This window comes from Mycobacterium sp. 1423905.2, assembly GCF_001673155.1.
Lineage (GTDB): Bacteria > Actinomycetota > Actinomycetes > Mycobacteriales > Mycobacteriaceae > Mycobacterium.
Genome location: NZ_LZLE01000244.1, coordinates 1 through 25,174, shown reverse-complemented (window position 1 = coordinate 25,174; position 25,174 = coordinate 1). Strand labels below are relative to the sequence as shown.

At 65.6% G+C, this 25,174-nt stretch carries 23 protein-coding genes, 1 rRNA gene and 1 pseudogene; 22 read left to right on the top strand and 3 right to left on the bottom strand.

The features are described from left to right. Nucleotides 1–3 precede the first annotated feature (3 nt). The 8 genes from A9W95_RS15585 (at nt 4) to A9W95_RS15550 (ending at nt 8,738) form a co-directional block, all read left to right on the top strand. On the top strand, nt 4–1,329 hold the full coding sequence (locus A9W95_RS15585) for a homoserine dehydrogenase (protein WP_067414361.1): 1,326 nt from the start codon (nt 4–6) through the stop codon (nt 1,327–1,329). Next, on the top strand, nt 1,326–2,408 hold the full coding sequence (thrC, locus tag A9W95_RS15580) for a threonine synthase (protein WP_067414359.1): 1,083 nt from the start codon (nt 1,326–1,328) through the stop codon (nt 2,406–2,408). The genes A9W95_RS15585 and thrC overlap by 4 nt, the downstream gene beginning before the upstream one ends. Beyond that, entirely contained in the window at nt 2,408–3,397 is a 990-nt protein-coding gene (thrB, locus tag A9W95_RS15575) for a homoserine kinase (RefSeq protein ID WP_067414356.1), read from the top strand. The genes thrC and thrB overlap by 1 nt, the downstream gene beginning before the upstream one ends. 264 nt (nt 3,398–3,661) lie before the next feature. Further along, nucleotides 3,662–5,527, top strand: coding sequence for a transcription termination factor Rho (gene rho, locus A9W95_RS15570; protein WP_067414353.1), 1,866 nt, complete (start codon nt 3,662–3,664; stop codon nt 5,525–5,527). A 307-nt stretch (nt 5,528–5,834) separates the two neighbouring features. Then, entirely contained in the window at nt 5,835–6,077 is a 243-nt protein-coding gene (gene rpmE / locus A9W95_RS15565) for a 50S ribosomal protein L31 (RefSeq protein ID WP_067414350.1), read from the top strand. Nucleotides 6,078–6,176: 99 nt separating this feature from the next. Then, nucleotides 6,177–7,250, top strand: a complete 1,074-nt coding sequence (prfA, locus tag A9W95_RS15560) for a peptide chain release factor 1 (RefSeq protein ID WP_067414347.1) — start codon at nt 6,177–6,179, stop codon at nt 7,248–7,250. Further along, nucleotides 7,247–8,092 (top strand): peptide chain release factor N(5)-glutamine methyltransferase, encoded by an 846-nt coding sequence (gene prmC / locus A9W95_RS15555; RefSeq protein ID WP_067414344.1) that lies wholly within the window; start codon nt 7,247–7,249, stop codon nt 8,090–8,092. The genes prfA and prmC overlap by 4 nt, the downstream gene beginning before the upstream one ends. Then, nucleotides 8,085–8,738 (top strand): L-threonylcarbamoyladenylate synthase, encoded by a 654-nt coding sequence (locus tag A9W95_RS15550; RefSeq protein ID WP_067414341.1) that lies wholly within the window; start codon nt 8,085–8,087, stop codon nt 8,736–8,738. Before prmC ends, A9W95_RS15550 begins: the two co-directional genes overlap by 8 nt. A gap of 361 nt (nt 8,739–9,099) precedes the next feature. On the opposite strand, the pseudogene A9W95_RS15545 reads toward A9W95_RS15550, so the two are convergent. Both A9W95_RS15545 and A9W95_RS15540 read right to left on the bottom strand, forming a co-directional pair. Further along, nucleotides 9,100–9,337: pseudogene (locus A9W95_RS15545) on the bottom strand (SDR family NAD(P)-dependent oxidoreductase); the annotation flags it as partial. A gap of 93 nt (nt 9,338–9,430) precedes the next feature. Continuing rightward, a complete protein-coding gene (locus tag A9W95_RS15540; RefSeq protein ID WP_082983121.1) occupies nt 9,431–12,199 on the bottom strand; it encodes a PE family protein in 2,769 nt (922 codons plus the stop codon). 355 nt (nt 12,200–12,554) lie between these two features. Between A9W95_RS15540 and A9W95_RS27520 the strand changes: the two genes are divergently transcribed. The 12 genes from A9W95_RS27520 to A9W95_RS15485 all read left to right on the top strand — a co-directional run bounded on the left by A9W95_RS27520 (nt 12,555) and on the right by A9W95_RS15485 (nt 22,720). Next, nucleotides 12,555–12,872: a VOC family protein gene (locus A9W95_RS27520; RefSeq protein WP_253851669.1), complete on the top strand. Its 318-nt coding sequence runs from the start codon at nt 12,555–12,557 to the stop codon at nt 12,870–12,872. After that, nucleotides 12,839–14,047 carry a UDP-N-acetylglucosamine--decaprenyl-phosphate N-acetylglucosaminephosphotransferase gene (gene rfe, locus A9W95_RS15535; RefSeq protein WP_156746227.1) on the top strand — a complete coding sequence of 403 codons (1,209 nt, stop codon included), beginning with the start codon at nt 12,839–12,841 and terminating at the stop codon, nt 14,045–14,047. The genes A9W95_RS27520 and rfe overlap by 34 nt, the downstream gene beginning before the upstream one ends. A 249-nt stretch (nt 14,048–14,296) precedes the next feature. Beyond that, nucleotides 14,297–14,782: an ATP synthase subunit I gene (locus A9W95_RS15530; RefSeq protein ID WP_067414333.1), complete on the top strand. Its 486-nt coding sequence runs from the start codon at nt 14,297–14,299 to the stop codon at nt 14,780–14,782. After that, entirely contained in the window at nt 14,775–15,527 is a 753-nt protein-coding gene (gene atpB / locus A9W95_RS15525) for a F0F1 ATP synthase subunit A (protein ID WP_067414330.1), read from the top strand. The genes A9W95_RS15530 and atpB overlap by 8 nt, the downstream gene beginning before the upstream one ends. A gap of 66 nt (nt 15,528–15,593) precedes the next feature. Then, entirely contained in the window at nt 15,594–15,839 is a 246-nt protein-coding gene (locus A9W95_RS15520; RefSeq protein ID WP_003406686.1) for a F0F1 ATP synthase subunit C, read from the top strand. A 9-nt stretch (nt 15,840–15,848) separates the two neighbouring features. Then, on the top strand, nt 15,849–16,361 hold the full coding sequence (locus A9W95_RS15515; RefSeq protein WP_067414327.1) for a F0F1 ATP synthase subunit B: 513 nt from the start codon (nt 15,849–15,851) through the stop codon (nt 16,359–16,361). Nucleotides 16,362–16,367: 6 nt separating this feature from the next. Beyond that, nucleotides 16,368–17,708 carry a F0F1 ATP synthase subunit B/delta gene (locus tag A9W95_RS15510; protein WP_067414324.1) on the top strand — a complete coding sequence of 447 codons (1,341 nt, stop codon included), beginning with the start codon at nt 16,368–16,370 and terminating at the stop codon, nt 17,706–17,708. 45 nt (nt 17,709–17,753) lie between these two features. Then, a complete protein-coding gene (gene atpA / locus A9W95_RS15505; protein WP_067414321.1) occupies nt 17,754–19,463 on the top strand; it encodes a F0F1 ATP synthase subunit alpha in 1,710 nt (569 codons plus the stop codon). A gap of 6 nt (nt 19,464–19,469) precedes the next feature. Beyond that, nucleotides 19,470–20,396, top strand: a complete 927-nt coding sequence (locus tag A9W95_RS15500) for a F0F1 ATP synthase subunit gamma (RefSeq protein WP_067414319.1) — start codon at nt 19,470–19,472, stop codon at nt 20,394–20,396. Nucleotides 20,397–20,417: 21 nt separating this feature from the next. Further along, on the top strand, nt 20,418–21,872 hold the full coding sequence (atpD, locus tag A9W95_RS15495; protein ID WP_067414316.1) for a F0F1 ATP synthase subunit beta: 1,455 nt from the start codon (nt 20,418–20,420) through the stop codon (nt 21,870–21,872). Nucleotides 21,873–21,902: 30 nt separating this feature from the next. Continuing rightward, complete coding sequence (locus A9W95_RS15490) at nt 21,903–22,268, top strand: F0F1 ATP synthase subunit epsilon (RefSeq protein WP_067414313.1); 366 nt, start codon at nt 21,903–21,905, stop codon at nt 22,266–22,268. A gap of 8 nt (nt 22,269–22,276) precedes the next feature. Continuing rightward, nucleotides 22,277–22,720 (top strand): DUF2550 domain-containing protein, encoded by a 444-nt coding sequence (locus tag A9W95_RS15485; protein ID WP_067414310.1) that lies wholly within the window; start codon nt 22,277–22,279, stop codon nt 22,718–22,720. Here the strand turns inward: A9W95_RS15485 and A9W95_RS15480 are convergent. After that, the gene (locus A9W95_RS15480; RefSeq protein WP_067414307.1) at nt 22,717–23,286 is read right to left on the bottom strand and encodes a cob(I)yrinic acid a,c-diamide adenosyltransferase; all 570 of its coding nucleotides are present in this window, start codon (nt 23,284–23,286) and stop codon (nt 22,717–22,719) included. The genes A9W95_RS15485 and A9W95_RS15480 overlap by 4 nt on opposite strands. An 81-nt stretch (nt 23,287–23,367) precedes the next feature. Here A9W95_RS15480 and murA point away from each other — a divergent pair, with 81 nt between their 5' ends. Then, complete coding sequence (gene murA / locus A9W95_RS15475) at nt 23,368–24,621, top strand: UDP-N-acetylglucosamine 1-carboxyvinyltransferase (RefSeq protein ID WP_067414304.1); 1,254 nt, start codon at nt 23,368–23,370, stop codon at nt 24,619–24,621. A gap of 479 nt (nt 24,622–25,100) precedes the next feature. Next, nucleotides 25,101–25,174: ribosomal RNA gene (locus tag A9W95_RS15470) — 16S ribosomal RNA — on the top strand; the annotation flags it as partial.

The following is a 25,174-nucleotide window of genomic DNA, read 5'->3' as shown; positions in this document are numbered from 1 at the left end:
CCCATGTCCGATGACGTCAAGCCCATCGGCGTTGCAGTACTCGGCTTGGGCAACGTCGGCAGCGAAGTTGTCCGGATCATCAACGAAAGCGCCGATGATCTCGCCGGCCGCATCGGTGCCCCGTTGGTGCTGCGCGGCGTCGGGGTGCGCCGGGTCGCCGCCGACCGGGGCGTGCCGCTCGAGCTGCTCACCGACAACGTCGAGGAACTGGTCTCGCGCGACGATGTCGACATCGTCGTCGAGCTGATGGGGCCGGTCGAACCGGCCCGCAGGGCCATCCTGGCCGCCATCGAGCACGGCAAGTCCGTCGTCACCGCCAACAAGGCGCTGTTGTCGATCTCCACCGGCGAACTGGCCCAGGCCGCCGAAAAGGCCGTCGTAGACCTGTACTTCGAGGCTGCGGTCGCCGGCGCTATCCCGGTGATCCGTCCGCTTACTCAATCGCTGGCAGGGGACACGGTGCTGCGGGTCGCCGGGATCGTCAACGGCACCACCAACTACATCCTCTCCGAAATGGACAGCACCGGCGCGGACTATCACAGCGCCCTGGCCGACGCCAGCGCGCTCGGCTATGCCGAAGCCGACCCCACCGCCGACGTCGAGGGTTATGACGCCGCAGCGAAGGCCGCGATTCTGGCGTCCATCGCCTTCCATACCCGGGTCACCGCCGACGACGTATATCGCGAGGGCATCACCAAGATCACTCCGGCCGACTTCGAGTCAGCCCGCGCGCTGGGCTGCACCATCAAACTGCTGTCCATCTGTGAACGCATCACCACCGACGAAGGCCAGCAACGCGTTTCCGCGCGCGTCTATCCCGCCCTGGTTCCGCTGACCCACCCCCTGGCGACGGTCAACGGGGCATTCAACGCGGTGGTGGTCGAAGCCCAGGCCGCCGGCCGGCTGATGTTCTACGGCCAAGGCGCCGGCGGTGCGCCCACCGCCTCGGCGGTGACCGGAGACCTCGTGATGGCCGCGCGTAACCGGGTTCTCGGCAGCCGCGGCCCACGCGAGTCCAAGTATGCGCAACTTCCCATCGCCTCAATGGGTTTCATCGCCACCCGCTACTACGTGAGCATGAACGTTGCCGACAAACCGGGTGTCTTGTCTGCCGTGGCAGCCGAATTCGGCAAACGGGAGGTGAGCATCGCCGAGGTCCGCCAAGAAGGTGTGGCCGACGAGGGGGGACGGCGGATCGGTGCGCGCATCGTCGTCGTCACGCACCTGGCCACCGATGCCGCGCTCTCCGAAACTGTTGACGCACTTGCTGATCTGGACGTCGTCCAAGGTGTCACCAGCGTGCTGCGACTGGAAGGAACCGGTTTATGACCACCTCGCGTACGGCCATCCACCAGCCGTGGCCGGGTTTGATCGCGGCATACCGGGACCGGCTGCCGGTCGGCGACGATTGGACCCCGGTGACGTTGTTCGAAGGCGGGACCCCTCTTATCCCCGCGCCGAGGCTGTCCGAACAGACCGGCTGCACAATCCATCTCAAGGTGGAAGGACTCAATCCCACCGGCTCCTTCAAGGACCGGGGCATGACCATGGCGGTCACCGACGCGGTGGCGCGCGGCCAGCAGGTGGTGCTGTGTGCGTCGACCGGAAATACCTCGGCGTCGGCGGCGGCCTACGCGGCCCGCGCCGGGATCACCTGCGCGGTGCTCATCCCGCAAGGCAAGATCGCGATGGGCAAGCTGGCCCAGGCGGTGATGCACGGTGCCAAGATCATCCAGATCGACGGCAACTTCGACGACTGCCTGGAACTGGCCCGCAAGATGAGCGCCGACTTCCCGACCATCTCGCTGGTCAATTCAGTCAACCCGGTGCGTATCGAAGGGCAGAAGACGGCGGCCTTCGAGATCGTCGACGCGCTGGGGACCGCGCCGGACGTGCACTCCTTGCCGGTCGGCAATGCAGGCAACATCACTGCTTACTGGAAGGGCTACACGGAATACCGCGACGACGGCGTGATCGACAGGCTGCCCCGGATGCTGGGCACCCAAGCGGCCGGCGCGGCGCCCCTGGTTCACGGTGAACCGGTCCGCAACCCGGAGACCATCGCCACCGCAATCCGCATTGGCGCCCCGGCCTCGTGGACCGCAGCCGTCGCGGCGCAACAGCAGTCCAACGGGCGCTTCCTGGCGGCGACCGACGAGGAAATTCTGGCGGCATACCACTTGGTGGCCAGCGCCGAAGGCGTCTTCGTCGAGCCGGCATCGGCGGCCAGCATCGCGGGGCTGCTCAAGGCTGTCGACGACGGCTGGGTGGCGCGCGGCTCGACCGTGGTGTGCACGGTCACGGGCAACGGTCTGAAGGATCCCGACACCGCGCTCAGGGACATGCCGACGGTGTCGCCGGTGCCGGTCGACCCCGTCCTGGTTGTGGAGAAGTTGGGACTGGCGTAATGGTCGCCAGCGCGGCGGAGCCGGGCGCGGTGACCAGCCGGTCATCGGTTCCCGTCCTGCCGGCCGGGCTGGTCGCCCACGCCGTCGTCGAGGCGTCCAGCGCCAACCTCGGCCCGGGCTTCGACAGCATTGGTCTGGCATTCCATCTATGCGATGAAATCGTCGTCGAGACAATCGATTCCGGCCTCGTGGTGGTAGTCGACGGGGAGGGCGCCGACGAAGTGTCGCTAGGCCCCGAGCACCTGGTGGTGCGTGCGGTCCAGCGCGGTTTGCAGGCGGCCGGCGTCAGCGCCGCGGGGTTGGCCGTGCGCTGCCGCAACGCCATTCCCCACTCCCGCGGTCTGGGCTCCTCGGCGGCGGCCGTCGTCGGCGGTATCGCGGTCGTCAACGGCCTTGTCCCACAAGCGGATATCCCGCCATTGAGCACGTCCGCGCTGATTCAGCTGTCCTCGGAATTCGAGGGACATCCGGACAACGCCGCGGCCGCCGTGCTGGGCGGTGCAGTCGTTTCCTGGACGGACCACCGCACCCGGCCTCCCGGCTATTTCGCGGCGCCGTTGCGCTTGCACCCTGATATCCGGTTGTTTTCCGCGATCCCCGAGCAACGATCGTCGACCGCGGAGACCCGAGTGCTGTTGCCCGCCCAGGTCAGCCATGAAGACGCCCGGTTCAATCTGTCCCGGGCCGCCTTGCTGGTGGTCGCCCTCACCGAGCGACCCGACTTGCTGATGGCGGCCACCGAAGACGTGCTTCATCAGCCGCAACGCGCCCCGGCGATGCCGGCGTCGGCGGAATATTTGCGGCTATTACGGCGTCATAACATTGCAGCAACGCTTTCCGGGGCAGGTCCCTCTCTCATCGCACTGACGACAGAGCCGGAATTGCCCCCTGAAGTGCTGCAGTACGGGGCCGCACAAGGATTCACCGTCACTGCGATGACCGCAGGCGAAGGAGTTCGCTGGGGCCCCGGAGTCACACCCAACAGTTGATGCACGTCGCCGCGGGGCGTTGCTTGCTTCCAGCCAGGAAGCGGGCTATCCTCGGACCCGTCCAGCAATTGCAGCATCTGCATCTGCATCCATACTGCCTTGCCGCTAGGACAACCACCAATTCTTCTCGTGGACGAGGTTCCCCGTCTCCGCTGACGATCCGGGCGATCACCGTCGCAGAGTCGACTATTGGGTGCACTCGGCAATTTCGCTGAATGCAACGAACCCCCGCATCACTGATCAGCAGGGGAAGAAAGGAAATCCGTGACTGATACGGACCTCATCACGGCTGGCGAAAGCACCGACGCAGACAAGCAGTCGGAATCCGTGATCACAGACACCCCAGTCGTCAAAACCGGTGCGCCGACAGGATCCCTGGCGACCATGGTGCTGCCCGAACTGCGGGCGCTGGCCAACCAAGCCGGCGTAAAAGGCACCTCCGGTATGCGTAAGAACGAACTCATCGCCGCGATTAAGGAAATCAGGGGACAGGCCAACGGCACCTCTGCCTCCCAGTCCGCGGCTGCCCAACCCCAAGACGGCCCGGCCGCCGGTAACGGGACCCAAACTCCCGACAACGGCGTAGCTCCGGACACCGGTAACGCCGCCGCGCCGGCGACCGCCGAGGCGCCGGCCAAGACGGACTCTCAGACCGAGTCAACGTCCGAACCCCGCCGCCGGGAACGCCGCGGCGCCTCCCGCGAGGTGGGAGCAGCGAGCCCCGCCACTGGCGACGGTGCCCCATCGAACGAAGCCGAGGACGGCGCAAAGGCCAAGTCGGACACCAAGACGGAGGAACGCCCGGCAGAAGCCGGCGGCGACCAGAACGGTGAGCAACAAGGCGGCGGTCAGCAGAACCGTGGCGGCGGTGACGACGACGGTGACGGACGTCAAGGCCGCCGGGGCCGCCGCTTCCGCGACCGGCGCCGGCGCGGGGAACGCACCGGTGAAGGCGGCGGTGAAGCCGAACTGCGCGAAGACGACGTCGTCCAGCCGGTAGCCGGCATCCTCGACGTCCTGGACAACTACGCGTTCGTGCGCACCTCCGGCTACCTGGCCGGCCCGCACGACGTCTACGTGTCGATGAACATGGTGCGCAAGAACGGCCTGCGCCGCGGCGACGCGGTGACCGGCGCGGTCCGCGTCCCCAAAGAGGGCGAACAGCCCAACCAGCGCCAGAAGTTCAACCCGCTGGTGCGTCTGGACAGCATCAACGGCGGCTCGATCGAAGACGCCAAAAAGCGGCCCGAATTCGGCAAGCTGACCCCGCTCTATCCCAACCAGCGGCTGCGCCTGGAGACCACCCCAGACCGGCTGACCACCCGGGTCATCGACCTGATCATGCCGATCGGTAAGGGCCAGCGGGCGTTGATCGTGTCGCCGCCCAAGGCCGGTAAGACCACGATCCTGCAGGACATCGCCAACGCGATCACCCGCAACAACCCCGAATGCCACCTCATGGTCGTCCTCGTCGACGAGCGGCCCGAAGAGGTCACCGACATGCAGCGCTCGGTCAAGGGCGAGGTCATTTCGTCCACCTTCGACCGGCCGCCCTCAGACCACACCCAGGCCGCCGAGCTGGCCATCGAGCGCGCCAAGCGGCTCGTGGAGCAGGGCAAGGACGTCGTGGTGCTGCTGGACTCGATCACCCGACTGGGCCGCGCCTACAACAACGCCTCGCCGGCGTCGGGCCGCATTCTGTCCGGTGGTGTCGACTCGACGGCGCTGTACCCGCCCAAGCGCTTCCTGGGTGCCGCCCGCAACATCGAAGAAGGCGGCTCGCTGACCATCATTGCGACCGCCATGGTGGAGACCGGTTCGACCGGTGACACGGTGATCTTCGAGGAGTTCAAGGGCACCGGTAACGCCGAGCTCAAACTGGACCGCAAGATCGCCGAGCGCCGCGTATTCCCGGCCGTGGACGTGAACCCCTCGGGCACCCGCAAGGACGAGCTGTTGCTCTCGCCCGACGAATTCGGCATCGTGCACAAGCTGCGCCGTGTGCTGTCCGGCCTGGACTCGCATCAAGCCATCGACCTGCTCATGTCGCAGCTGCGTAAGACGAAGACCAACTATGAGTTCCTCGTGCAGGTGTCCAAGACGACGCCGGGATCGATGGACAACGACTGACCGTCGTCACATCCGCCACAGCGGTCTCTGCCTGGGCATGTGCGCTTGTGCCCACCTCTCAGCGACAACTGCGGTTGTCGCGCGGGGGTGGGCAAAAAGCGAGGTGGGTTCGAGCAGAGCCGCCTGTGACAGCTGAGACCTATGGCCGCCGGGAATGCCAGCGCGCTTGACGGTGTTTGGGTAGACGGTGGTTGACCTGGCATAATCGACGCTCGACCACCCCAGAACCCACACAGGTTCTCGGCTCAGGCCTGACCGCCGCATCGCATACCGGGGGCACGAGCGGCCAACGATCGAAGAGGACAGCATGAAATCTGACATTCATCCCACCTACGAGGAGACCACCGTGGTCTGTGGGTGCGGCAACTCCTTCCAGACGCGCAGCACCAAGCCGGGCGGTCGCATTGTGGTCGAGGTTTGCTCACAGTGCCACCCCTTCTACACCGGCAAGCAGAAGATCCTGGACAGCGGCGGCCGCGTCGCCCGTTTCGAGAAGCGTTACGGCAAGCGCAAGGTCGGCGCCGACAAGGCTGAATCGGCCGACAAGTAGTTGGCTCACCGACGCCCGAACCTGTGCGACACAACGCGCAGGCCGGGCGTCGGTTCATGTTTGCGGTAGGACTTCGCGGCAGGTGGCAGGAGGTGTGAGATGACGCAGCCGGTGCAGACGATTGACGTCCTGCTCGCCGAACACGCCGCGCTCGAGCGTGCGTTGGCCGACCCGGAACTGCACAGCAAGCCCGACGAGGCCCGCAAAGCCGGCCGCCGGTTCGCCCGACTGGCACCCATTGTCGCCACGTATCGCAAATTGGTGTCCGCCCGCGAGGATCTGGAAACCGCCCGCGAGCTGGTCGACGACGACGATTCGTTCGCCGAAGAGGTGACCGAGCTGGAGGGTCGGGTCGCCGAACTCGACACCCAACTCACCGACATGCTGGCCCCGCGCGACCCGCACGACGCCGACGACATCGTGCTCGAAGTCAAATCTGGCGAGGGCGGTGAGGAGTCGGCGTTGTTCGCCGCCGATCTGGCGCGGATGTACATCCGCTACGCCGAGCGCCATGGCTGGACGGTGACCGTCCTCGACGAAACCACCTCGGATCTCGGCGGATACAAGGATGCGACCTTGACGATCGCCAGTAAGGGCGACTCTGCCGAGGGTGTGTGGTCGCGGATGAAATTCGAAGGCGGGGTCCACCGCGTCCAACGGGTTCCGGTGACCGAATCCCAAGGGCGCGTGCACACTTCGGCCGCCGGCGTCCTCGTCTATCCCGAGCCGGAGGAAGTCGGCGAGGTGCAGATCGACGAATCGGATCTGCGCATCGACGTCTACCGGTCCTCCGGCAAGGGCGGCCAGGGCGTCAACACCACCGACTCCGCGGTGCGGATCACTCACCTGCCCACGGGAATCGTCGTCACCTGCCAAAACGAACGGTCGCAGCTGCAGAACAAGACGCGGGCACTGCAGGTTCTGGCCGCTCGATTGCAGGCCTTGGCCGAAGAGCAGGCGTCGGCCGACGCGTCAGCGGATCGAGCCAACCAGATCCGCACGGTTGACCGCAGCGAACGCATTCGCACCTACAACTTCCCCGAGAACCGCATCACCGACCACCGGATCGGTTTCAAGGCGCACAACCTCGATCAGGTTCTCGACGGCGATCTCGACGCGCTGTTCGACGCACTCAGCGCCGCTGACAGGCAGTCCCGGCTGCAGCACTCATGAGCACACTGCGGGGCGCGATCGACAGCGCAACCACGGTGCTGGCCCAGGCCGGCATCGTTTCCGCCCGCTTTGATGCCGAGGAGTTGGCCGCTCATCTGACCGGCACCGACCGCGGCCGGCTGGCCTTGGTCGAATCGCCTGACCATGCGTTTTTCGCGCAGTACCACGAGGTGGTCGCCGCGCGCTCACGTCGGGTGCCGTTGCAACACCTGCTCGGCACCGCGGCGTTCGGGCCGGTGGTGCTGCAGGTCGGCCCGGGTGTGTTCGTGCCACGCCCCGAAACGGAGTCGATGCTGGAGTGGGCAACCACCCAGCGGCTACCGGCCCAGCCCGTCATCGTTGACCTGTGCACCGGCTCAGGTGCGCTGGCCATCGCTTTGGCCGAGCACTATCCCACGGCGCGCATCCTGGGCGTCGACAACTCGGAGACAGCGCTGCGCTACGCACGGCGCAACGCCGAGGCGACCACCGTCGAGTTGGTGCGCGCCGACGTCACCGGTCCCGAAGCGCTCACCGACCTGACGGGCAGCGTCGACCTCGTCGTCGCCAACCCGCCCTACGTTCCCGACGGCGCCAACCTGGAAGCCGAAGTGGCACAACATGATCCGCCTCAGGCCGTGTTCGGCGGGCCGGACGGCATGACGGTGGTGACCGCGGTCGTCGCTCTGGCGGGACGTCTGCTGCGTCCCGGCGGTCTGTTTGCCGTCGAACATGACGACTCCACCTCGGCGGCGACGGTCGAATGCGTGGCCGGCACAGGGGTTTTCGCTGAGATCGCCGCGCGCAAGGATCTCACCGGTCGACCGCGGTTCGTCACCGCGCGTAGGAGTAGCGATGACTGAAACGTTCGACTGCGGTGACCCCGAGCAGCGTGCGCGCGGCCTCGCCGCTGCGACGGGGGCGCTCAAAAGCGGCCGATTGGTCGTCATGCCGACGGACACGGTCTACGGCATCGGCGCCGACGCGTTCGACAACACGGCGGTGGGGGAACTGCTCGCGGCCAAGGGCCGCGGACGCGACATGCCGGTCGGCGTGCTGGTGGGTTCCTGGCACACCATCGAAGGGTTGGTCTACGCGATGCCCGACGGAGCGCGCGACTTGATCCGCGCCTTCTGGCCCGGCGCACTGAGCTTGGTCGTGGCCCAAGCGCCGTCCCTGCAGTGGGACCTCGGCAATGCGAATGGGACGGTGATGCTGCGGATGCCGTTGCACCCGGTCGCCATCGAACTACTGCGCGAGGTCGGCCCCATGGCCGTCTCCAGCGCCAACGTCTCCGGCCAGCCGCCCGCGGTCGATGCCGGCGACGCCCGACGCCAACTCGGCGATCGCGTCGAGGTCTACCTCGATGCGGGACCGTCCGCCCAGCAGGCCGCATCCACCATCGTCGACCTCACCGGAGCCGCCCCTCGCATCCTTCGCGAAGGTCCCGTCCCGGCCGACCGGATCGCGGCCGTCCTCGGCGTGGACCCCGCGAGCTTGAGCGCCTGAACGCGCTGCACCACAACTCCACGCCGCTCACCAACTCGGCACTCCCCAACCCGAACGGCCCCGCACACCGCCATCGAACGCGCCGAACACCACCTCGCCATCACCAGCGCAACCAGCACCAGCCGCGACCAAGCCATCGAACTCCTACGACAGCGCACCCGAGTCGTCGACCGTCTATGCGACATCGCCGACGCCGCCGCCCACATCGGCAACCTCACCACCCCAGACCGCCACATCGACCGCGGCTACGGCATCGACCTCTGACAGCAACGAAGGCTCTCGCGGAGACGGTGAACAGCTACTACGCGCCAGAACTATTGTGTTTCAGCGTATTTCGTTGCCGCGCCTAAGTTGTCGGTTCCCCGGGGAAGTTGGCTCCGGCGTTGTTGATCAGTACGTCGAGGCGGTCGAATGAGCCGGCGATAGCGCATGCCGGTCAGGTCAGTGCTGTATTCCGACGGATCTGCTTTGGTGCCGGTGATGGTGACGGTTGCGCCCGCATCGCGGAACAGGGTGGCAGTGGCATGGCCGAACCCACTCGTTCCGCCGGTGACGAGTACGGCAGTGTCGGTGAAGTCGAACGTCACCCGGGCGGTCATGATCAGGTTCCGATCTCTCGGGTAGGCAAGGTTGCTCCTATACTGCCCTCGCGGCGAAGAGATCCCCAGCGTTGCCGCAGAACTCGGGCCGCGCTAGGGAGTCCCCGGGGTCCCGTCTTGGCCGCCGGGCCCGTCGACGCCGACCGGGGGTACGCCCTTGCCGCCGGCGCCACCGCTTCCTGGATCACCGCCGCTGCCGGTGAGCGTGGAGTTGCCACCATTGCCGCCGTTTCCGCCTCGGCCGCCGATTGTGGTGCCCGGCCCACCGGCACCGCCATCACCGCCAGCGCCACCGTCGCCTCGAGCCGCTTGGCCACCATTGCCCCCGGCGCCGCCCACGCCACCCGCGCCGTTGCCCAAACCAGCGGTGCTCGGGTTGCCCCGGCCGCCGGCACCGCCGTCGCCGCCGGCACCGCCGTCGCCGGAGAAGGTCGAGTCTCCGCCGCGACCGCCGATGCCGCCGTCGCCCCCATTGTTGCCGCCACTTTCGGCGCCGTCGCCGCCCGAGCCGCCATGCCCACCGTTGCCCGTCGAGGAATTTGTGACGATGCCGCCGTTGCCGCCGGCACCGCCGCCACCACCGATTCCATTAAGAGAGCCGGTCGCGTAGCCGGCCTTTCCGCCCTGACCACCGGCTCCGCCGTCGCCAGTGTCTTGCAGGCCAGTGACGTTGCCCCCGGCGCCACCGGCGCCACCGTTACCCCCAACGCCGAAGTTAGAGGGGTTCGTCACGCCGCCGTCGCCGCCGGCGCCGCCGGTGCCGCCCTTCCCGGTCACATGAGCCCCGGTGATGTTTCCGCCGGCGCCACCTGCGCCCCCGTCACCGCCGGAGCCGTATCCACCGCCGAAGGTCTGGCCGAGGCCACCGGCACCACCCTTGCCGCCGGCACCGGCATTGCCGATCGCAAAATCGCTGGTCACGTTGCCGCCGGCACCGCCGCCGCCACCACCCCCGCCGAAGCTGTAGGCCCCCTGACCGCCGGCACCACCCGCACCGCCGTTGCCGGCGTTACCCGATGCTCCCGCCATGTCACCACCGGCGCCGCCTTGACCACCGGCTCCGCCCCTGCCCGTGCCGCTGTTATTCGTGCCGCCGGTACCGCCGTCGCCTCCGTCGCCGGCGTTGCCGGATGCGGAATGCCCGGTGACGCTGCCGCCCTTCCCGCCGGCACCACCGGCGCTGGTGTAGATGCTCGAGCCGCTACCACCGTCGCCGCCGTCGCCGGCCCGCCCGACGCCATCGACGCCAGTGAGGTCACCACCGTTACCGCCGGCACCACCGGTGCCGTTGACCCCGCCGGCGCCACCGCCGTTACCGCCCGTGCCGGCGTGCCCCGACGCCGTCGAGCCGCCACTACCCCCGGCGCCACCGGAACCGAGGAAACTGTTGGCGCCACCTTTACCGCCGGCACCGCCGGCGCCGCCGTTACCCAGGACCGCGGCGCCGCCATCGCCGCCCCGACCGCCGTTGCCGTTGCCGTTGTTGGCGCCGCCGGCGCCTCCGTTTCCACCGTTGCCACCGTCACCGCCGTTGCCCACGGGGCCGCCGCTGCCGCCGTTGCCACCGTTCCCGCCGCGTTGAACGGTGCCGCTTCCGCTGCCGGCATCCCCGCCATTGCCACCCTTGCCGCCCGCGTTCGGCGCGCCGTTGCTGCCGGCCTGACCACCTGGGCCGCCGGAGGCGCCACCGTGGCCGGCGGTGGCGGTGTTCGCGGCGCCGTTGCCGCCGTCACCCCCGCTACCGCCAGGACCGGACGGGTTGCTCCAACCTTCGCCGCCGTCGCCACCGCTACCTGCCGTTCCGGCGTGGCCGCCGTCGCCGCCGCTTCCGGCCACGCCACCAAGGGCCAAGCCATTGGTGCCGCCGCGACCGCCGTCGCCGCCGTTGCCGCCGAGTCCGCCATCACCACCTCGACCTCCGTCGGGGGTCGTAGAAGTGCCCACCGACCCAGCGGCGCCGTCCAACCCCGCGCCGCCGGCGCCGCCGACACCGCCATGTCCGCCGTGCCCGCCCAACAGCGCCTGGTTGGCACCGCCGGCCCCACCCACCCCGCCGTTGCCTGCAGCTTGACCGGGTGCGAGGGGCCCATCAGTGCCGGATCCCCCGTGGCCGCCGGCGCCGCCGGCCCCGCCGGACCCGTCGAGGGAGAGCAACTGTCGGTTGGCTCCACCGGCCCCGCCGGCTCCGCCCATGCCGGTGCCGAAGCCGCTGCCCCCGGCACCGCCCGCGCCGCCGTTGCCGCCACCGATCAGTCCATTCGCGCCGCCGGCACCACCGATGCCACCGATGCCCCCGGCGGCCGTCGCGTTGCCACCGGCTCCGCCGGCACCGCCGCGCCCCCACAACCCGGCCGATCCACCGGCACCACCGCTGCCGCCGTTCGGGCCATCGGAGCCCGATCCACCGTTGCCACCGTTGCCGATCAGCCATCCGCCGCTTCCGCCGGCTTGACCGCTGCCGGGTGCGCCATCGGCGCCGTTGCCGATCAACGGGCGTCCGGTGAGATCTTTCACCGGGGTGAACGGACTGGCCGCTAAAGCTTGCAGATCCTGTTGTAACACCTGAAGGGGCGACGCGCTCGCGACCTCCGCCGCTGCGTATGCGGTCCCACTTGAAGTCAGAGCCGCGACAATTCGCTCATGGGCTAAAGCCGATTCGGCGCTGAGCGCCTGGAATTCCTTACCCAGGCCGCCGAACAAACGTGATATGGCTGCTGAGACTTCGTCGGCAGCCGCCGGTGCGATGGCAGTCGTCGAAGACGCCGCTGCCGACGTGGCTTGGGCGACCGAATCACCAATTCCTCGTAAATTCGCCGCCGCACTATTCAGTGCTTCCGGCGCTACGACGAGGAAAGACGTCATGTGGGCTCCCTTGATGCCGGACCTTGAACCGGTTGTACGCCAGATGCGTAGTTGCCGACGGACTCTGGCCTTCCCAAAGGCCATGAAGTAACGGTGAGACGGTACAGCGGAAATGCCGACAGCAACGTCGTGTTCACAAACAATTCTCAAATGTGTGTTCAGGGGTGGCGGGCCATGCCGGTGGCCGACGACGGCGGTGCCGCTGGCAGTGGCGCCACCGCCGCAGCGATTGCCTGGGGTGGGCGCAGGAGTGGGCGTGTAGCTGGCCTCGCGGAGGCGGTGTCGACTGTTCGCCGGCCCGAAAAATCCTCCGGTCCCTCCGGGAGCGCTGCTGTTCGAACTGGTTCCGATCCCTGTGGCTGACCTCGACCGCTCGCTGGCGTTCTACCGCGACTGCGTCGGATTCCGCCTGGATGTGGACGTGTCGCCGGCACCGGGAGTGCGCATCGTGCAACTAACCCCACCGGGATCGGCTTGCTCGATCCTCCTTGCCGAACGCATTCCTACAGCAGAGACGCCCGTGGGCTCGGTGCGGGGTCTGCACTTGGTGACCTCCGACGTCTCGGCGGCGCGTGCGAGCTGGCCGCTCGTGGGGTTGCGGTCGGAGAGATCGAAGATGCCGAACGCCGGCTCAGGTTGGTGCAGTACGGTCTCGTGGTGTCCAGCGACATGACCAGCCTTGCCGGTGGTTTGCTCGCGCTTTCCTATCGCAGCGCCGGTGTCCCACTGCGGGAACTCGCCTTGGTCGGGCTGACCGCCGCCATCATCACCTACTTCGCCACCGGTCCGGTGCGCGTTCTGGCGACTCGGTTGGGGGCTGTGGCGTATCCCCGAGAACGCGACGTGCACATCACGCCGACTCCCAGGATGGGTGGTCTGGCGATGTTTCTCGGTGTGGTGGCTGCGGTGTTCCTGGCTTCTCAACTCCCGGCTCTCAACCGCGGATTCGTCTACTCCACCGGTATGCCCGCCGTCTTGGTGGCCGGCGCGGTCATCATGGGCATCGGTCTGATCGACGACCGGTGGGGTCTTGATGCGCTGACGAAGTTCGCCGGGCAGATCACCGCGGCCAGCGTGCTGGTCACCATGGGTGTTGCTTGGAGCGTCCTCTACATTCCCGTCGGTGGGGTCGGCACCATCGTGTTGGACCAGGCATCGTCGATCCTGCTGACGCTGGCGCTGACGGTCTCGATTGTCAACGCCATGAACTTCGTCGACGGCCTCGACGGTCTGGCCGCCGGGCTGGGGCTGATCACGGCGCTGGCCATCTGCATGTTCTCGGTCGGTCTGTTGCGCGACCACGGCGGTGACGTCTTGTACTACCCGCCGGCGGTCATCTCGGTGGTGCTCGCGGGCGCCTGCTTGGGCTTCCTGCCGCACAATTTCCACCGGGCCAAAATCTTCATGGGTGACTCGGGCTCGATGCTGATCGGATTGATGCTGGCCGCCGCGTCGACCACCGCTGCGGGTCCCATCTCGCAGAACGCCTACGGCGCGCGCGACGTGTTTGCTCTGTTGTCACCGTTCCTGCTCGTGGTCGCGGTCATGTTTGTGCCGATGCTGGATTTGCTGCTGGCAATCGTGCGACGCACTCGCGCGGGGCGCAGCGCGTTTAGCCCCGACAAAATGCATCTGCATCATCGGTTGCTGCAAATCGGCCACTCGCACCGCCGAGTTGTTCTGATCATCTATCTGTGGGTCGGCATCGTCGCCTTCGGCGCGGCGAGCACCATCTTTTTCGACCCTCGCCACACTGCGGCCGTCATGCTGGCGGCGATCTTGGTCGCGGGCGTCACGACGGTGATCCCGCTGCTGCGCCGCCGCGACGACTACTTCGATCCGGACTAGGAAGCATCTACGACAACCAGTAGTAGTGGCGCTGACCTTGTGGTACGGTGCTGGTAGAACCCCGAAAAGAACCACGCGGGTTGCCGGCCAGCCGGCCCGTCGGGAGGCTTTCCGACCGAGCCGATAGACGACCGACACAGGGAGCTACCCCTTGGGTAAGTCCATCGCGACCTTGCGATACGCTCGGCGAACCACCGATCGGTCGCTCGGGTGGTTCCCGCTCCATCAACCTGGGATTGAGGTGCTGCAGTGACGACACCAGCGCAGGACGCGCCGTTGGTGTTTCCCTCTGTTGCTTTCCGCCCGGTTCGCCTCTTCGTCATCTGCCTCGCGGTCACCGCGGTGGCGATGCTCGTCGCCGGCTTCGCCGGCCATGTGATGGTCGGGGTGTTCTTCGGTATCGGAATGCTTTTAGGTTTGCTAAATGCCCTCTTGGTGCGGCGGTCGGTGGAGTCGATAACCGCAAAAGAGCACCCGCTGAAGAGGTCGATGGCGATTAACTCCGCGTCGCGGGTCGCGATGATCACCATCATCGCGCTGATCATCGCCTTCATATTTCGACCTGCAGGTTTGGGCGTCGTGTTTGGGTTGGCGATCTTTCAGGTATTGCTCGTTGCATCGACCGCATTGCCGGTGTGGAAGAAGCTGCGCACTGGAGAGGGTGCCGGCTCGGGGGACAGCGCAGTACTGACGGGATCTGAGGGGACGGAAGGTAGGACCACCAGCGATGACTGAGTCATTCCTGGCAGCCCAGATCGAGGTTGGCCAACACAACACCGCCAAATGGCTCGGTCTGACCGTCAACACCGACACGGTGCTGTCCACCGCGATCGCCGGTTTGATCGTCATTGCGATGGCCTTCTACTTGCGCTCGAAGGTCACCTCCAAGGATGTGCCCGGCGGTGTCCAGCTGTTCTTCGAGGCGATCACCATTCAGATGCGCAACCAGGTCGAGAGTGCCATCGGAATGCGGATCGCGCCGTTCGTGCTGCCGCTCGCGGTCACCATCTTCGTGTTCATCCTGATCTCGAACTGGCTGTCGGTCCTGCCCCTGCAGTACACCGACAAAAAAGGCCAGACGACCGAACTGCTGAAATCAGCGGCGGCCGATATCAATTACGTGCTCGCGCTCGCCCTGTTCGTGTTCGTCTGCTACCACCTGGCCGGGATCTGGCGCCGCGGCATTCTCGGACACCCGTTCCGGGTCCTCAAGGGCCACGTCGCAATATTGGCGCCGATCAACGTCGTCGAAGAGCTAGCCAAGCCGATCTCGTTGTCGCTGCGGCTTTTCGGCAACATCTTCGCCGGCGGCATCCTGGTCGCCCTGATCGCGCTGTTCCCGCCGTACATCATGTGGCTGCCCAACGCGATCTGGAAATCGTTCGACTTGTTCGTCGGCGCCATCCAAGCCTTTATCTTCGCGCTGCTGACGGTTCTGTACTTCAGCCAGTCCATGGAGATAGAGGACGAACACCACTAAGACCCACCCGTACCGCGACCGAATCCTGGTAAACCGTTACCAGAGTTATCAAGGAGGATAAGGAAAATGGACCCCACTATCGCAGCCGGCGCCCTCATCGGCGGTGGACTGATCATGGCGGGTGGCGCGATCGGCGCTGGTATCGGTGACGGTGTCGCCGGTAACGCGCTTATTTCCGGTGTCGCACGGCAGCCTGAGGCGCAGGGACGGCTGTTCACCCCGTTCTTCATTACCGTCGGTCTGGTCGAGGCGGCCTACTTCATCAACTTGGCGTTTATGGCGCTGTTCGTATTCGCCACGCCGGTCAAGTAATTCGCCGTGATGGGTGACGCGAGCTCGCTTGTTCTGGCCGCCAATCAGGCGGCGGGGGAAGGCGGCGGCAACAACTTCCTCATTCCGAACGGAACGTTCTTCTTCGTGCTGGCCATCTTCCTGGTGGTCCTTGGCGTCATCGGCACGTGGGTGGTGCCGCCGATCATGCGGGTGTTGCGGGAACGCGACAACATGGTCGCCAAGACGCAGTCCGACAACAAGAAGTCGGCCGAGCAGTTCGCCGCCGCCCAGGCAGATTACGAAGCAGCGATGAAGGAAGCCCGGGCCGAAGCGGGATCGTTCCGCGACAACGCCCGGACCGAGGGCCGCAAGGCGATCGAGGAAGCGCGCGCACAGGCTGAGCGGCAGGTGGCGGCAACATTGCAGACGGTCAGCGAGCAATTGAAGCGGGAGCGCGACGCCGTGGAGATGGATTTGCGCGCCAACGTCGGAAAACTGTCGTCAACGCTGGCCAGTCGCATCCTGGGCGTGGACGTGACCACTTCGGCCGCGACAAGGTAACGAGCAATGTCGACGTTTATCGGACAGTTGGTGGGCTTCGCGGTCATCGTGCTGCTGGTGTGGCGTTATGTCGTGCCGCCGGTGCGCCGGTTGATGACTGATCGGCAAGAGACCGTCCGCAAGGAACTGGAAGAGTCCGACAAGGCTGCCAAGCGCTTGGAGCAGTCGACTACCGCTCACAGCCAGGCGGTGGAAGAGGCCAAGAAGGAAGCCGAGCGGGTGGTCGAAGAGGCCAAGGCCGACGCGGCACGCATCGCCGAACAGATGCAGACGCAGGCGCAAGCCGACGCACAGCGCATCCAGCAGCAGGGGTCCCGCCAAGCCGAGCTCCTGCGGGTGCAGCTGATCCGTCAGCTCCGGCTGGAGCTGGGCCATGAATCGGTCCGTCAGGCAAGGGAATTGATTACCAATTACGTGGCAGACGAGGGACAGCGGTCCGCCACGGTGGATCGGTTCCTCGACGAGCTTGACGAGATGGCGCCCGAGCCGACTGACGTTCAGTACCCGGTATTGGCCAAGATGCGCTCCGGGAGCCAGCGTGCGTTGGGCGACCTGGTCGACCGATTCGACTCCATTGCCAAGGATCTCGATGACGACGGCCTGACCAAGCTCGCCGACGAATTGGTGTCGGTGGCCAAGATCCTGGACCGCGAACTGGTCGTTACGCGTTATTTGACTGTGCCTGCGGAAGATTCAGGACCCCGGGTCAAGCTGCTGGAGCGGCTGGTGTCCGGCAAGGTCGAAGACGCCACGCTCGAGGTGCTGCGGGCAGCGGTCTCGCAGCGCTGGTCGGCCAATGCAGACCTGGTCGACGCCATCGAACACGTGTCGCGACAAGCCCTGCTGGAAGTCGCCGATCGTGACGGCAAGGTTGACGAGGTCGAAGACCAGCTCTTCCGCTTCTCGCGGATCGTCGACTCGCAACCGCGGCTGGCCATCCTGTTGGGCGACCACACGGCTCCGGCCGAGGGTCGAGTTGGCCTGCTGCGCAACGTGCTTGACAACGGCGGCGATGTCAACCCGGTCACGCGGTCGCTGTTGTCTCACACCATCGAGCTGTTGAGAGGTCACCAGCCCGCCGATGAAGCCGTGCAGTTCCTCGCCGAAGTGGCAGTGGCACGGCGTGGTGAGGTCGTCGCGCAAGTCACTGCTGCCGGCGACCTCAGCGATGAGCAGCGCAACCGAGTGAGTGAAGTGCTGAGCCGGATATACGGACACCCCGTTGCGGTCCAACTCGAAATCAATCCCGACCTGCTCGGTGGGTTGCTGATTTCGGTCGGCGACGAGGTGATCGACGGCTCACTGTCCTCTCGGTTGGCCGCTGCCGAGGCTCAACTGCCCGACTAACCCACAAACTGATCAGCACAACCCGAAGTAGGAAGACGAAAAGCCATGGCCGAGTTGACAATCTCCGCTGATGACATCCAGAGCGCGATCGAGGAGTACGTAGACTCCTTCACCTCCGACAACACCCGCGAGGAGGTCGGAACCATCGTCGACGCCGGTGACGGCATCGCGCACGTCGAGGGTCTGCCGTCGGTCATGACGCAGGAGCTGCTCGAGTTCACCGGGGGAGTGCTCGGCGTCGCCCTCAACCTCGACGAGCACAGCATCGGTGCCGTGATCCTCGGTAACTTCGAGCAACTCGAAGAAGGCCAGCAGGTCAAGCGCACCGGTGAGGTGTTGTCGGTACCGGTGGGTGACGGCTACCTGGGTCGGGTCATCGACCCGCTGGGCCACCCGATCGACGGGGGCGGCGACATCGAGACCGACACCCGTCGCGCCTTGGAGCTGCAGGCGCCCTCCGTCGTTCAGCGGCAGGGCGTCAAGGAGCCGCTGCAAACCGGTATCAAGGCCGTCGACGCGATGACTCCCATCGGCCGCGGACAGCGCCAGCTGATCATCGGTGACCGCAAGACCGGCAAGACCGCGGTGTGCGTCGACACGATCCTCAACCAGCGCCAGAACTGGGAGAGCGGCGACGAGAAGAAGCAGGTTCGCTGCGTCTACGTGGCCATCGGGCAAAAGGGGACCACCATCGCCGCGGTGCGCCAGGCGCTCGAAGAAGGCGGCGCGATGGACTACACCACCATCGTCGCGGCGCCCGCCTCGGAGTCGGCCGGTTTCAAATGGCTTGCGCCCTACACCGGTTCGGCGATCGCCCAGCACTGGATGTACGAGGGCAAGCACGTCCTGATCATCTTCGACGACCTGACCAAGCACGCCGACGCCTACCGCGCGATCTCGCTGCTGCTGCGCCGGCCGCCGGGCCGTGAGGCATTCCCCGGCGACGTGTTCTACCTGCACTCGCGGCTGCTGGAGCGCTGCGCGAAGCTGTCCGACGACCTCGGCGGCGGCTCCCTGACCGGCCTGCCGGTCATCGAGACCAAGGCCAACGACATCTCGGCCTACATTCCGACCAACGTCATCTCGATCACCGACGGGCAGTGCTTCCTGGAGTCCGACCTGTTCAACCAGGGCGTCCGGCCGGCCATCAACGTCGGCGCCTCGGTGTCCCGAGTCGGTGGTGCGGCCCAGATCAAGGCCATGAAGGAAGTGGCCGGCTCGCTGCGACTGGATCTGTCGCAATACCGCGAGTTGGAATCCTTCGCCGCATTCGCCTCCGACCTGGACGAGACGTCGAAGAAGCAGTTGGCCCGCGGTGAGCGTCTGGTCGAGTTGCTCAAGCAGCCGCAGTATCAGCCGATGCCCGTCGAGGAGCAGGTGGTCTCGATCTTCCTCGGCACCGGTGGACACTTGGACTCGGTGCCCGTCGACGACGTCCGTCGCTTCGAATCCGAACTGCTGGACCACATTCGAGCATCCAAAGAAAGCCTGCTCGAAGAGATCCGCAAGAGCGGAAAGCTCAGCGAGGAAAACGAAGAACAACTCGTCGATACCATCAACCACTTCAAGGAGGGCTTCTCCACCTCGAGCGGTGAGTCGGTGGTGCCCGACGAGCACGTCGAGGCCATGGACGAAGAGGATCTCGAGAAAGAGTCGGTGCAGGTCAAGAAAGACAGGCCAAAGGACGAGTCCAGCGACAAGAAGGACGCCAAGAAAGACAACAAGAACAAGGACAACAAGAAGGACAAGAAGTAGCTAAAAATGGCTGCCACACTTCGTGAACTGCGCGGTCGGATCCGATCGGCCGGGTCGATCAAGAAGATCACCAAGGCGCAGGAACTCATTGCGACGTCGCGGATCGGGAAGGCGCAAGCGCGGCTACAAGCCGCGCGGCCGTACGCCTTCCAGATCACCGCGATGCTCACCACGTTGTCCGCCGAAGCCGCATTGGACCACCCGCTACTGGTCGAGCGGTCGAATCCGAAACGGGCCGGGGTCCTAGTAATTTCGTCAGATCGTGGCCTGTGCGGCGCCTACAACTCCAGCATCTTCCGGCGCTCCGAAGAGCTGTTCTCCCTGTTGCGGGAGGAAGGCAAAGAGCCGGTGTTGTTCACGGTAGGCCGCAAAGCGCAGAACTACTTCACGTTCCGTAACTGGGACATCGTCGAGTCGTGGTCCGGCTTCTCCGAGCAACCGCAATACGAGAACGCCTCGGAAATCGGATCGACGTTGGTCGACGCCTTCATGCAGGGCACCGGCGAGGACGACGACGAGGAATCGGACAGCGATGTGCAGGGCGTCGACGAACTGCACATCGTCTACTCGGAGTTCAAGTCGATGATGTCGCAGTCGGCGGTGGCACACCGTATCGCGCCACTGGTGGTCGAGTACGTCGAAGAAGAAGAGACCGACGTGCACACCCTGTACTCGTTCGAGCCGGGTGCGACCGAGCTGTTCGAGGCGCTGCTGCCGCGGTACCTGACCACCCGCGTCTACGCGGCGATGCTGGAATCGGCCGCCTCAGAGTTGGCCTCGCGCCAACGCGCGATGAAGTCGGCCACCGACAACGCCGATGACCTCATCAAGGACCTGACCCTGCAGGCGAACCGGGAGCGGCAGGCCCAAATCACCCAAGAGATCAGCGAGATCGTAGGCGGCGCAAACGCTCTCGCCGACGCCGCTCAGTAATCCCACCAGGAAGCGAAAGACATGACTGCAACAGACGAAAAGACGGAAAACTCGACTAAGAACTCCGAGACCTCCGGCCGCGTGGTTCGCATCACCGGTCCAGTCGTGGACGTCGAGTTCCCCCGGGGTTCGATCCCAGAACTCTTCAACGCCTGCCACGCCAAGATCGGCTTCGAGTCGCTGGCCAAGACCCTGACCTTGGAGGTGGCTCAGCACCTTGGTGACAACCTGGTGCGGACCATCTCCATGCAGCCCACCGACGGTCTGGTGCGCGGTGTCGAGGTCACCGACACCGGTGAATCGATCTCGGTGCCGGTCGGCGAGGGCGTCAAGGGCCACGTGTTCAACGCGCTGGGTGTGTGCCTGGACAAAGAAGGCTACGGCGAGGACTTCGACCACTGGTCGATTCACCGTAAGCCGCCGTCCTTCGAAGACCTGGAGCCGCGCACCGAGATGCTCGAGACCGGGCTCAAGGTCGTCGACTTGCTGACCCCCTACGTGCGTGGCGGAAAGATCGCACTGTTCGGCGGTGCCGGCGTGGGTAAGACCGTGTTGATTCAGGAGATGATCAACCGCATCGCCCGAAACTTCGGTGGTACGTCGGTTTTCGCCGGCGTGGGCGAGCGCACCCGTGAGGGCAACGACCTCTGGGTCGAGCTGCAGGAAGCCGACGTGCTCAAGGACACCGCGCTGGTGTTCGGTCAGATGGATGAGCCGCCGGGCACCCGTATGCGGGTGGCATTGTCCGCGCTGACCATGGCCGAGTGGTTCCGCGACGAGGCCGGTCAAGACGTGTTGTTGTTCATCGACAACATCTTCCGGTTCACCCAAGCCGGCTCGGAAGTGTCGACGCTGCTTGGCCGGATGCCCTCGGCCGTGGGCTACCAGCCCACCCTGGCCGACGAGATGGGCGAGTTGCAGGAGCGCATCACCTCCACTCGTGGCCGGTCGATTACCTCCATGCAGGCGGTGTACGTGCCTGCCGACGACTACACCGACCCGGCGCCGGCCACCACCTTCGCGCACCTCGACGCCACCACTGAACTGTCCCGAAACGTGTTCTCCAAGGGCATCTTCCCGGCCGTGGACCCGCTGGCGTCCAGCTCGACCATCCTCGACCCCGGTGTCGTCGGTGACGAGCACTACGCAGTGGCGCAGGAAGTCATCCGAATTCTGCAGCGTTACAAGGACCTTCAGGACATCATCGCCATTCTGGGTATCGATGAGCTGTCCGAAGAGGACAAGCAGCTCGTGCAGCGCGCCCGCCGCATCGAGCGATTCCTGTCGCAGAACATGATGGCGGCCGAGCAGTTCACCGGTCAGCCGGGTTCGACCGTGCCGGTGAAGGAAACCATCGAGGCCTTCGACCGCTTGACCAAGGGCGAGTTCGACCACGTTCCCGAGCAGGCGTTCTTCCTGATCGGCGGTTTGGACGACTTGGCCAAGAAGGCCGAGAGCCTCGGCGCAAAGCTTTAGCGGTGCTGCGCAGTCGAAAGGTGATGTGGCATGGCTGATTTGAATGTGCAGATCGTCGCTGTCGACCGTGAGATCTGGTCGGGCGAGGCCACGTTCCTCTTCACCCGCACCACCGCTGGAGAGATCGGCATTCTGCCTCACCACATTCCGTTGGTTGCGCAGTTGGTCGACGATGCCATGGTGCGGGTGGAACGGGAAGGCGAAGACGACCTGCGGGTTGCGGTAGAGGGCGGCTTCCTGACGGTGACCGAAGAGGGCGTCAGCGTCCTCGCCGAGTCCGCTGAGTTCGAGAAGGACATCGACGAGAGCGCCGCCCGGCAGGACGCCGAGTCGGACGACCCGAAGATTGCCGCCCGGGGGCGCGGAAGACTGCGCGCCGTCGGCGCGATCGACTGACTGAGTCGATGAGCGCGCCCATGGTCGGCATGGCCGTGCTCATCGTCGTGTTGGGGATGGCCGTCCTCGCTTTGAGTTACCGGTTGTGGAAACTGCGCCAGGGCGGAACGGCAGCGATCATGCGCGACATGCCTGCCGTCGGCGGGCACGGTTGGCGCCATGGCGTCATCCGGTATCGCGGCGGTGAGGCGGCCTTCTACCGGCTGTCGAGTCTGCGGTTATGGCCGGATCGACGGCTCAGTAGACGTGGCGCCGAAGTGGTCGGCAGACGCGCGCCCCGCGGTGACGAGTTCGACATCATGACCGAAGAAATAGTCGTCCTGGAACTACGTGACTCCGGCCAGGAACGCCGGTCCGGCTATGAAATAGCCCTGGACAGAGGAGCTTTGACGGCGTTTCAGTCCTGGCTGGAATCACGTCCGTCGCCGCGTGCTCGTCGTCGCAGCGTCTAGCCGCCACCCGGTCGCCACAGCACATCCCCGGTCGGATTGGCGACCCGGGACAGGATGAACAGCAGATCGGACAACCGGTTCAAGTACTTCGCCGGCAATACGCTGACGTCGTCCGGGTGACTTTCCACCGCCACCCACGCTGATCGCTCGGCGCGCCGAACCACGGTGCGGGCGACATGCAGCAACGCTGAGAGCGGTGAACCGCCTGGCAGCACAAAAGAATTCAGGGCGGGAAGATCCGCATTGAAGGCGTCACACCAGCCTTCGAGCCGATCGATATAGGGCTGGGTGATCCGCAGGGGCGGATGCGGTGGGTTATCCACCAGCGGCGTGGAGAGATCGGCACCGGCGTCGAACAAGTCGTTCTGGATCTGTCGCAGCACATCGGCCACGTTCTCGGCGGGATTGCCAACGGCGATGGCCACCCCGATAGCGGCGTTGGCCTCGTCGCAGTCGGCGTAGGCGACCAGGCGCGCGTCGTGCTTCGAAACCCGTGAGAAATCGCTCAATCCCGTCGTGCCGTCGTCGCCCGTGCGGGTATAAATGCGGGTCAAGTGGACTGCCATGCACAAACGGTACCTACGCGGTTGATCGCGTTGGGCGTTGGCTGACTGACAAGCCGATACCGCTTCACTAGACTGGCCCGGGTGGCGGAGCGTTTCGTGGTGACCGGTGGCAACCGGTTGTCAGGCGAAGTCGCTGTTGGGGGCGCCAAGAACAGCGTGTTGAAACTCATGGCCGCGACCCTGTTGGCCGAAGGCACCAGCACCATCACCAACTGCCCGGACATCCTGGACGTGCCACTGATGGCGGAGGTCCTTCGCGGTCTGGGCGCCACGGTCGAACTCGATGGAGACGTCGCACGCATCACCTCTCCCGACGAACCCAAATACGACGCTGACTTCGCCGCGGTCCGACAGTTCCGCGCCTCGGTCTGCGTGCTGGGCCCGTTGGTCGGCCGGTGCAAACGGGCCAAGGTCGCGCTTCCCGGTGGGGACGCGATCGGTTCCCGGCCGCTGGACATGCACCAGGCGGGCCTTCGGCAACTCGGTGCCCAGTGCAACATCGAGCACGGGTGTGTGGTGGCCCAGGCAGAGACGCTGCGCGGCGCGGAGATTCAGCTGGAATTCCCCTCGGTCGGCGCCACGGAGAACATCTTGATGGCCGCCGTGGTGGCCGAGGGCGTCACCACCATTCACAACGCGGCCCGGGAACCCGACGTGGTGGACCTGTGCACCATGCTCAACCAGATGGGCGCCCAGGTAGAAGGCGCGGGTTCACCGACGATGACCATCACCGGTGTCCCACGGCTGTACCCGACCGAGCACCGCGTCATCGGAGACCGGATCGTGGCCGCGACGTGGGGCATCGCCGCCGCGATGACCCGCGGTGACATCACCGTGACCGGCGTCGATCCGGCGCACCTGCAACTGGTCCTGCACAAATTGCACGACGCGGGCGCCACCGTGACCCAGACCGACACCAGCTTCCGGGTGGCGCAATACGAACGGCCCAAAGCCGTCAACGTGGCGACACTGCCCTTCCCCGGATTCCCGACCGATCTACAGCCGATGGCGATCGCCTTGGCATCCATCGCCGACGGGATGTCGATGATCACCGAGAACGTGTTCGAAGCACGCTTCCGGTTCGTCGAAGAAATGATTCGTCTCGGCGCGGATGCCCGCACCGACGGCCACCATGCCGTGGTTCGAGGCCTTCCGCAGCTGTCCAGCGCCCCTGTGTGGTGCTCGGACATTCGGGCCGGCGCGGGCTTGGTGCTCGCCGGCCTGGTCGCCGACGGCGACACTGAAGTTCACGACGTCTTCCACATCGATCGCGGATATCCGTTGTTCGTGGAAAACCTGGCCAGCCTGGGCGCCGAGATCGAACGCGTCAGCTAGCCGCTAGCGGCGGAACAAAGCCGGCGCGCGTGCCGTTGAGCAATGCGTCGCTACGGTGGCCGGCGACGCGCCCGACGTGCTAAGCACGGGCTCGGCGAATCGACGTTCGGCCCTCCTACCTGGACGCTTCCCGCAGAGCCGGATCAAGTTGGGCCACAAGGGTTTGAGAGTGTATGTTGGTACCAACGCCCGACAGGCGCGGCCGCCCGCGAGGGAGACCGAAAACCGGGGCTTGACTCCCACGCCGGTTTCATATTAAGCTGGCAGGGTTGCCCCAAAGCGGGGCGAGACAAAAGCAAGCGTGTTGTTTGAGAACTCAATAGTGTGTTTGGTGTTTTTGTTTGTTGTTGTTTTTTTGACTACACCTCACACTCCCCGTGTGTGGGTGTGGTCGCAATTATCAAGATGCCAGTTAATGGCGTCTTTTGTTAGGTCAGATTATCTCTGATAGTAAATTCACCTCGTTATCGAGGGGTTTTTGTTTGGAGAGTTTGATCCTGGCTCAGGACGAACGCTGGCGGCGTGCTTAACACATGCAAGTCGAACGGAAAGG

Coding starts and splice junctions, on each gene's coding strand:
- A9W95_RS15585 (WP_067414361.1), top strand. CDS start 4: ATGTCCGATGACGTCAAGCCCATCGGCGTTGCAGTACTCGGCTTGGGC.
- thrC (WP_067414359.1), top strand. CDS start 1,326: ATGACCACCTCGCGTACGGCCATCCACCAGCCGTGGCCGGGTTTGATC.
- thrB (WP_067414356.1), top strand. CDS start 2,408: ATGGTCGCCAGCGCGGCGGAGCCGGGCGCGGTGACCAGCCGGTCATCG.
- rpmE (WP_067414350.1), top strand. CDS start 5,835: ATGAAATCTGACATTCATCCCACCTACGAGGAGACCACCGTGGTCTGT.
- prfA (WP_067414347.1), top strand. CDS start 6,177: ATGACGCAGCCGGTGCAGACGATTGACGTCCTGCTCGCCGAACACGCC.
- prmC (WP_067414344.1), top strand. CDS start 7,247: ATGAGCACACTGCGGGGCGCGATCGACAGCGCAACCACGGTGCTGGCC.
- A9W95_RS15550 (WP_067414341.1), top strand. CDS start 8,085: ATGACTGAAACGTTCGACTGCGGTGACCCCGAGCAGCGTGCGCGCGGC.
- A9W95_RS15540 (WP_082983121.1), bottom strand. CDS start 12,199: ATGACGTCTTTCCTCGTCGTAGCGCCGGAAGCACTGAATAGTGCGGCG.
- atpB (WP_067414330.1), top strand. CDS start 14,775: ATGACTGAGTCATTCCTGGCAGCCCAGATCGAGGTTGGCCAACACAAC.
- A9W95_RS15520 (WP_003406686.1), top strand. CDS start 15,594: ATGGACCCCACTATCGCAGCCGGCGCCCTCATCGGCGGTGGACTGATC.
- A9W95_RS15515 (WP_067414327.1), top strand. CDS start 15,849: ATGGGTGACGCGAGCTCGCTTGTTCTGGCCGCCAATCAGGCGGCGGGG.
- A9W95_RS15510 (WP_067414324.1), top strand. CDS start 16,368: ATGTCGACGTTTATCGGACAGTTGGTGGGCTTCGCGGTCATCGTGCTG.
- atpA (WP_067414321.1), top strand. CDS start 17,754: ATGGCCGAGTTGACAATCTCCGCTGATGACATCCAGAGCGCGATCGAG.
- A9W95_RS15500 (WP_067414319.1), top strand. CDS start 19,470: ATGGCTGCCACACTTCGTGAACTGCGCGGTCGGATCCGATCGGCCGGG.
- atpD (WP_067414316.1), top strand. CDS start 20,418: ATGACTGCAACAGACGAAAAGACGGAAAACTCGACTAAGAACTCCGAG.
- A9W95_RS15490 (WP_067414313.1), top strand. CDS start 21,903: ATGGCTGATTTGAATGTGCAGATCGTCGCTGTCGACCGTGAGATCTGG.
- A9W95_RS15485 (WP_067414310.1), top strand. CDS start 22,277: ATGAGCGCGCCCATGGTCGGCATGGCCGTGCTCATCGTCGTGTTGGGG.
- A9W95_RS15480 (WP_067414307.1), bottom strand. CDS start 23,286: ATGGCAGTCCACTTGACCCGCATTTATACCCGCACGGGCGACGACGGC.